Origin of the sequence: Alteribacillus persepolensis (assembly GCF_900099605.1) — a bacterium.
Lineage (GTDB): Bacteria > Bacillota > Bacilli > Bacillales > Marinococcaceae > Alteribacillus > Alteribacillus persepolensis.
Window position 1 is genome coordinate 36877 of record NZ_FNDK01000024.1, and the last position, 6722, is coordinate 43598.

Genomic DNA, 6722 nt, shown 5'->3' on the forward strand with positions numbered 1-6722 from the left:
GAGGCTGGCGAATTAAGTGCAGAGGAATTCTTGGATAAACTTTTCAATTCTAATGACGCGGATAGAAAAAGAAAAAGAATAGAGGAGAAGAACTCGAAAACTACAAAGTCCCTCCAGAAAGCTTAATCAAAATAATTCTATTTAAAGAGTCTCAAAAGAAGAGGCTCTTTTTTTATGGAGGTGGTTATCATACAGTCCCTTAACCGTGGTTTTTCTAAAGAAATTGTACAAGCTATGCTCCATGGTGGGTTTGGAAGTCGTAAATTAAACTTTTCTTTTGCCCTTTTAAATGAAAACGATCGAAGCATTGGCGATATAACGCATCTTGTTATAGCGGACTCATCCGAAGTTAGCATGGACAGTGAAGCTGAAATACATCGTACAGCTAAATTAAGAGTAAGAGACACCGGAGAAATTGACTTTCTCAAAGAAAGAATTCAACCTTTTGCAGAACTTCATATGAAAAACGGTAGCATCGAGTTTCCACTCGGTGTTTTTTTATTGTCCACGCCACAAAAAGAGTACGAAGGAGATAACATTTATCGAAATATCGATGCTTACGATAAACTTCAAATCCTTGTAGACGATGGGTTCACAGCACGAGTTGTAGCAGACGAAGGAGAGCTTGTGACCGACTTCATCATTTCTTTGTTACAAGATGCAGGGATCACTAAAATAAACATTGAGCGCTCTGATAAAACGTTTCCTACTTGGTTATCATGGGACCCTGATGTTTCAAGGTTGGAAGTCATAAATGAGCTTCTGGACGTGATTAACTATGAGAATCTTTATGTAGATGAGTACGGCTACTTTGTATCAAGGCCCTACCGTACACCGGCACAGCGTTCAGCAGAATACACGTATGAAACGAATCATCTATCTGTTATTACACCGGGTGCTACATCGACAGAAGATTACTTTAGCGTTCCTAACCAGTGGGTGGGGATTGTATCAGAGCCGGACCGTGTTCCTCTCACATACACCTATGAAAATACGAAGGAAGACAGCCCAACATCCATACCCAGCCGAGGCAGGACCATCACGAAATACATTGATACGGATTCTGTAGACTTAGAGGCCCTTCAAGGAACGGTACAAAAACAAGCTTATCAAGACAGCCAAATTGCAGCAGAAATGAAACTCAATACAGCGATCATGCCCATGCACTCCTACAATGACATTATCCGTGTGAAACACGACAAATTAGGAATAGATGCAAAGTTTCAAGAAGTGGCATGGTCTATGCCTCTTTCAGCGGGAGGCACTATGTCCCACACTATTAAGGAGGTGATTGATGTTTGAGCAGCCGTAATTTTGTACAGATGATAAGGCAAGAAATCAGAAACCAAATGGCAGGAGGCAGGAGAAGGAGAGTGCCGCGTCCCCACGTATTAGGGGAAGTTGCACCTGATTACACAGGCGGTCGGCCGATGATAATTATGGATGATGACCCAAGCCGAACGCCGATTGGTCCGTTTCCGAAAGCAGCGTCTGTTTCTTTATCTCCAGGCGACCGTGTTTATTTGGCCAGAGCTGGAGCGAAAGGAAAATATATTGTTGAAGACAAGATTGAATAAGGAGAGATAAAATGATGGAGAATGGAGTCAAGGTCATGGCTGCTGGAGGAACAGCAGTCGTTTCTTTTTTATGGGGGGAATGGTCCATGTTGCTAAATGTATTGTTAGCATTGGTTATTATTGATTACGTCACGGGATTATCCGCAGCATGGAAAAGCGGTGAATTGAATAGTAGTGCCGGCCTTTTTGGAATAGCCAAGAAGGTCTTTATTTTTGTCATTATCGCCGTCGCTAATCTCATTGATGTGGCTTTGATGGAAACGGGTGCAAGAGATGAACCGATTGTATTTACTGCTGCTATTGTGTTTTACATTGTGAATGAAGCAATTAGCATTACCGAAAATGCTGGGCGTATGAGCATGCCTCTTCCAGATAAACTTTTACAAGCTATTAAGGTATTGAAAAGCAGAAGTGACGATAAGAACGATAAAGACAGGAGTGCGTAATAATGAAAACTATCGTATTTGACGCTGGACATGGAGGACATGACAATGGTGCAAATGGCTTCGGTTTATATGAAAAAGATTTGTGCGAGGATCGAGTGAAACGCATGAAAATAATCCTGGAAAACGAGTATGAGAATGTTAAAATCATTCTCACCCGTTCTGATGATACTTTCCTTGAACTTAGAGAGCGAGCCCAGATAGCTAACCGGGCCGGAGCTGATGTGTTTATATCCGATCACAAAAATGCATTCAATGGAAAAGCCAGAGGGTTTGAATCGTTTATCTGGAATGGCGGTGTGGGTGCTGCTACTCGTTCCCTACAAAATATCGTTCACAGAAGCGTATATAACAAAATAAAGAAATATGACATCCCTGATCGTGGAACCAAGCAAGCCAACTTTAGCGTCCTACGAAACACGAAAATGAGCGCTATTCTCCTGGAAGAAGCATTCATTGATAATCGTGCAGATAACAACCTTTTGCAGAAGAAAGAGTTCTCGGAAGCATACTGCCGCGGGGTAGTGGAAGGTTTGGCAGAGTTCTTGGGATTGAAAAAGAAAGCCGATCAGCAAAATATGAAATCAGTATATAAGGAGGACGACTGGATGAGTGAAAAACTGGACAAAGCTACAAAGGAAGTATGGCAACCAGTCATTGAGCGTTGGACGGATGAAGAAAAACAACACAATCCCATCGGCAAAGTATGGCTGGAACGAATCAAGAACGACGAATTAGAATGCAAAGACATTATCCGATTGTTAGGCCATGAACGATTACGCGGCTTAAAATAGAGCAGGTTTATTCCTGCTCTTTCCATATCTCATCCAGCCGCATATCCAACTCCTTGCATATTTTATAGGCGTTCTCAAAAGAAGGAAGCGCCCTGTTGTTCACCAGCGCACTAATTCCCGCCGGACTTATCCCCACCTTTTCAGCGAACTCCTTTTGCTTTATTTCCTTTTCTGCAAAAATAATTCTTAACCTGCACTTATACTTCATTTGTTTCACCTCATGAACATAATTCTCCTTTCATTAATAAAACCCTTTTCCATTAATTTTGAAGGACAAGATATAACAGACAAGCAGGACTACATAAGTATCTAATGAATCAGGAAATGACTTATCGAATGAAGTAGAAATCCTTTCGACATTACTTGAAATGATTGCGATTGAATGAAGTAGTTAATGCAGTCATTAATTCATTTGCTAATGAAGTATCATTAATTCATTAATCGCTTTATAAACGCTGCTAGAGAAAGATTTTGAAATTTGTTTAAACAGCAAGCGAAGCGAGGGGAGGGAGCGAAGCGGGCGTGTGGGCCGGCGGCTGAAAGCAAGAGTGAGGAGGAGAGAAAAATGGAATTAGCGTTTGTGTCGAAAACAAGTATCTTTAATCCACCGCCGATTGTTTGGGAAGCGTATGGCGTTGTAGTGGTTGCCGGGGTTGTCTTAATTGGTATTGCTTTAATTGAAAAGTATTTGGCTGTGTCTAACTACACTTATATTGCAAAAGTAATTTATAAAACATGTAAAGGAGTCCTGCCGATTGCTTTAATTGCTGTATTGATTTTGTTTGTGTGGCACAATCCGTTGCTGTGAGGGGATAACCATGAATTTTTTTAAGAAACAAAAAGCAAAAGGGCAGTTAATGCAGGCATTCAAAAGCGGTAAGCTCCATCTGACATACAAAAATGGAAAAACAGAGTATTTTATTATGCCTAAAATCCACGCCGTTATAGAGAAAAGAAGCAAAATGGTTTATGTGTTTTCTATCCCTACAGGGTTAGATCCAAAGGAGATACACAAAAAGAAATGGGTGTTCCAGCAACAATTCGGTCCACGCGTTGATGTGTTGCAGGAGAATAAGAAGTTCACACTTATTGTCTACGACGGTGCGTATCAAGAGGCTTTCCAATGGAGTTATGATGACATCGCGCCTGTGGTATATGATTACAAACTTCCTATTATATGCGGTAAAGACAAAAATGGTGAGTGGATGTCTTATGATATGGTAAAGCATCCGCATTTGCTTATAGCTGGAGAAACAGGGAGCGGGAAATCTACACAGGTTCGATCTATCCTTACTACTTTAATTAAGACGTTATCACCTGATGACCTGCACATGTACCTTGCTGACATGAAACGTTCTGAATTCCACTTATTTAGACGAGTAGAACATGTAGAGAAGGTATGTACAAAACCGTCTGAGTTAATGGTTATATTGCAGAAGTTAAAGAGAGAGGCACAAAAACGTGGTGATTTATTAGACGAAAACGAAGTGATGCATGTGGATGATTTGCCGAGAAAGCTCCCTTATGTATTGTTGTGCATTGACGAAGTGGCTCTTTTGAAAAAGGATAAAGAAATAATGAACATTGTGGAGGAGGTGTCCTCCATAGGGAGGGCGCTTGGTATCTTTCTCATTCTTTCTATGCAGCGTCCGGATGCTAAGGTGTTGGACGGCAAGTTAAAGATTAATCTAACAGTAAGAATGGGGTTTCGTTGTGCGGATGATTACAACAGCCGTATTGTAGGAACGCCGGGTTCAGAGGATATTTTAGCTTCCGAGGCAGGACGAATGATAATGAAACTGGAACAGTTACAAGAAGTGCAGGCACCTTTCTTAGAAGATGACAAAGCAAAGAAAGTGCTTGAACGGTATAAAGTGGAGAGAAAAGAGGAGAAAGAGTCGATAAGAGAAGAGACGAACAAAAACCAAATATTCGGGGTGTTGGATGAATGAGAGAGCGTGATAAAGCTATCTTAGAAAGCCTGCAAAAGTTTCGTTGCCTGTCTCGTGATGATATTGTTCACATACATTTCTCGAATTTAAAATACCCTGTGGCCACAGCAAACAACGTGCTGAAACGGTTACGGCTGCAAGGGTATATTACAGCTAATACGTTACAACAACCTTATGTTTATTTCGCTGATCCACCTCCCATTCGCAAGGACAGCCAAAAGATTCCGCATTATTTGGCTATTGCTGATTTTTATCACCAGCTGTGTCAGTATGAGAAACCACGTATATTTACTGTAGAGCCAAAATACGAAAAAGGATTAATGGAGCCGGATGTTTTCATGATATGGAAACGAGCACCTTTCTTTGTGGAGATTCAGCGCAATATCTATTCGTCGAAAATGATGCAGGATAAAATGAATCGGTATCATGCGTACTATGAGAGTGGGGAGTGGCAAATTGAACCGTGGCAAGCGAAAGAACCTTTCTTTCCAACCATATGGTTTATCACACCACACAGATATGATGTTAATTCCGATGTATTTCGTATCATGCAAAGTGAAGATGTGAAAGCGTTAATGGAGAAGGTAAGTTAACTTCAGCGTCTAAAAACATACAAAAAAGCAGGGGGAACCTGCTTTTTTGTGTTGCGACATCATACAGGAGAGGCTCTATAAAAGAGCACAAATTAATCTTACATTACTTTTGTATGAGGGTCTATAGTCTTGATGAAAGAACACCAAAGCTTTACATTTTTAACAGATACTAAATATTATTAAACATTTAACTTTATAACCTTGTCATCTAAAAGTAATTACGGGAATGTGAAATCATTCCAATTATTCTTTCGATTTTGGAGCATTTCGTTTAAAATAATGTGTAGGCAAAATCGCATGGGAGGAAAGAATTGTGTTGTTCGAAAAACTATCAATTGATGTACTTTTGGAAGCATATCAGAAGGCTAAAGATTTAGGTCTGGACGAAGGTTTTATTAATATTCTTGAAGAGGCTATTAGCGAACGTACAGTCATTGCATCCAGCAGTGCATGACAGTTATGACGATGCAGCGTAGGTTACGCTGCTTTTTTGCTGGTTAGACACGAACTATTGAAGAATTAGTAAGTACACAATTATTGTACACACTTGGAAAATTATATACAATTGGGTCATATATACTATGTAGGAGGTTTTATAGTGGGGAAACTTTTTAAAGGGTGTCTAACCGTTATCATAGCGGTGGTTGCACTTATCATTATTATTGCTATTTTTGCAGGGGGCGGAGAAGGAACAGATCAAGAGACGGGCTCTGAGCCTGATGAGTCAGTAGAAGACGTAGATGGAAACGAAAACAGCGAGAACGAGGAATCAACCTCTGAGGATTCCGCGGAAACAGAAAAAGGACTGTTAACTGAAGAAAAGTTTGAGCAGATTCAAAGCGGAATGACATACGATGAAGTAGTAGAAATTATCGGATCGGAAGGGGAATTAATCTCTGAAACCGGTGAGGAAGGTACTGAATTTCACACTGAAATGTACATGTGGGATGCAACTGACAGTGTTCTAGGAAACGCAAACTTCACCTTTCAAGGTAGCGAACTGACTAGTAAAGCACAGGCAGGACTTGGAGATTCTTCAGAAGTTACCATAACCTTGGATGAATTTAACCAACTTGAGAACGGAATGACCACAGAAGAGGTTTTTGATATTGTTGGGGGAGAAGGAGAGCTTTCTTCAGAAACTGGGGAAGAAGGTACTGAGTTTCATACTGTCAGCTATACGTATTACGGAGAAAATGGCTTTGGTGCAAATGCATCATTAATGTTCCAAGGAGGAAAACTTATGAGCAAGTCGCAAACGGGGTTAGAATAAGATTATAGAGCAGGGGAGTACTCCTCTGCTCTTTTCTAATAGACAAAAAACAACATAACTTTTTTATGTATAACATCATATGGGGAATGA

At 40.4% G+C, this 6722-nt stretch carries 10 protein-coding genes; 9 read left to right on the plus strand and 1 reads right to left on the minus strand.

Going from position 1 to position 6722, the window contains the following annotated elements; translation table 11 throughout:
* The first annotated feature begins 174 nt into the window (after positions 1 to 174).
* The 4 genes from BLT18_RS15070 to BLT18_RS15085 are packed head-to-tail and all read left to right on the plus strand — an operon-like array spanning position 175 to position 2814.
* On the plus strand, positions 175 to 1302 hold the full coding sequence (locus BLT18_RS15070) for a hypothetical protein (RefSeq protein WP_091275826.1): 1128 nt from the start codon (positions 175 to 177) through the stop codon (positions 1300 to 1302).
* Positions 1299 to 1577, plus strand: coding sequence for a hypothetical protein (locus tag BLT18_RS15075; protein WP_091275829.1), 279 nt, complete (start codon positions 1299 to 1301; stop codon positions 1575 to 1577). Before BLT18_RS15070 ends, BLT18_RS15075 begins: the two co-directional genes overlap by 4 nt.
* Before the next feature lie 11 nt (positions 1578 to 1588).
* The gene (locus BLT18_RS15080; protein ID WP_322787577.1) at positions 1589 to 2023 is read left to right on the plus strand and encodes a phage holin family protein; all 435 of its coding nucleotides are present in this window, start codon (positions 1589 to 1591) and stop codon (positions 2021 to 2023) included.
* Positions 2024 to 2025: 2 nt separating this feature from the next.
* On the plus strand, positions 2026 to 2814 hold the full coding sequence (locus BLT18_RS15085; protein WP_091275831.1) for an N-acetylmuramoyl-L-alanine amidase family protein: 789 nt from the start codon (positions 2026 to 2028) through the stop codon (positions 2812 to 2814).
* Positions 2815 to 2821: 7 nt separating this feature from the next.
* Here BLT18_RS15085 and BLT18_RS15090 read toward each other — a convergent pair whose 3' ends face one another.
* The gene (locus BLT18_RS15090) at positions 2822 to 3022 is read right to left on the minus strand and encodes a helix-turn-helix transcriptional regulator (protein WP_091275834.1); all 201 of its coding nucleotides are present in this window, start codon (positions 3020 to 3022) and stop codon (positions 2822 to 2824) included.
* 357 nt (positions 3023 to 3379) lie between these two features.
* Here BLT18_RS15090 and BLT18_RS15095 point away from each other — a divergent pair, with 357 nt between their 5' ends.
* From BLT18_RS15095 to BLT18_RS15115, 5 genes are all read left to right on the plus strand, one after another.
* Positions 3380 to 3622 (plus strand): hypothetical protein, encoded by a 243-nt coding sequence (locus BLT18_RS15095; RefSeq protein ID WP_091275836.1) that lies wholly within the window; start codon positions 3380 to 3382, stop codon positions 3620 to 3622.
* A 10-nt stretch (positions 3623 to 3632) separates the two neighbouring features.
* The gene (locus tag BLT18_RS15100) at positions 3633 to 4766 is read left to right on the plus strand and encodes an FtsK/SpoIIIE domain-containing protein (RefSeq protein ID WP_091275838.1); all 1134 of its coding nucleotides are present in this window, start codon (positions 3633 to 3635) and stop codon (positions 4764 to 4766) included.
* Positions 4763 to 5359 (plus strand): replication-relaxation family protein, encoded by a 597-nt coding sequence (locus BLT18_RS15105; RefSeq protein WP_091275840.1) that lies wholly within the window; start codon positions 4763 to 4765, stop codon positions 5357 to 5359. Before BLT18_RS15100 ends, BLT18_RS15105 begins: the two co-directional genes overlap by 4 nt.
* 313 nt (positions 5360 to 5672) lie before the next feature.
* Positions 5673 to 5813, plus strand: coding sequence for a sporulation histidine kinase inhibitor Sda (gene sda / locus BLT18_RS15110; protein ID WP_245705283.1), 141 nt, complete (start codon positions 5673 to 5675; stop codon positions 5811 to 5813).
* A 144-nt stretch (positions 5814 to 5957) separates the two neighbouring features.
* A complete protein-coding gene (locus BLT18_RS15115; protein ID WP_091275844.1) occupies positions 5958 to 6632 on the plus strand; it encodes a DUF3862 domain-containing protein in 675 nt (224 codons plus the stop codon).
* The last annotated feature ends 90 nt before the right edge of the window (positions 6633 to 6722 follow it).

Excerpts from the sequence above, each read along its gene's own strand:
- BLT18_RS15070 (WP_091275826.1), top strand. The coding sequence starts at position 175 with ATGGAGGTGGTTATCATACAGTCCCTTAACCGTGGTTTTTCTAAAGAA.
- BLT18_RS15080 (WP_322787577.1), top strand. The coding sequence starts at position 1,589 with ATGATGGAGAATGGAGTCAAGGTCATGGCTGCTGGAGGAACAGCAGTC.
- BLT18_RS15085 (WP_091275831.1), top strand. The coding sequence starts at position 2,026 with ATGAAAACTATCGTATTTGACGCTGGACATGGAGGACATGACAATGGT.
- BLT18_RS15090 (WP_091275834.1), bottom strand. The coding sequence starts at position 3,022 with ATGAAGTATAAGTGCAGGTTAAGAATTATTTTTGCAGAAAAGGAAATA.
- BLT18_RS15095 (WP_091275836.1), top strand. The coding sequence starts at position 3,380 with ATGGAATTAGCGTTTGTGTCGAAAACAAGTATCTTTAATCCACCGCCG.
- BLT18_RS15100 (WP_091275838.1), top strand. The coding sequence starts at position 3,633 with ATGAATTTTTTTAAGAAACAAAAAGCAAAAGGGCAGTTAATGCAGGCA.
- BLT18_RS15105 (WP_091275840.1), top strand. The coding sequence starts at position 4,763 with ATGAGAGAGCGTGATAAAGCTATCTTAGAAAGCCTGCAAAAGTTTCGT.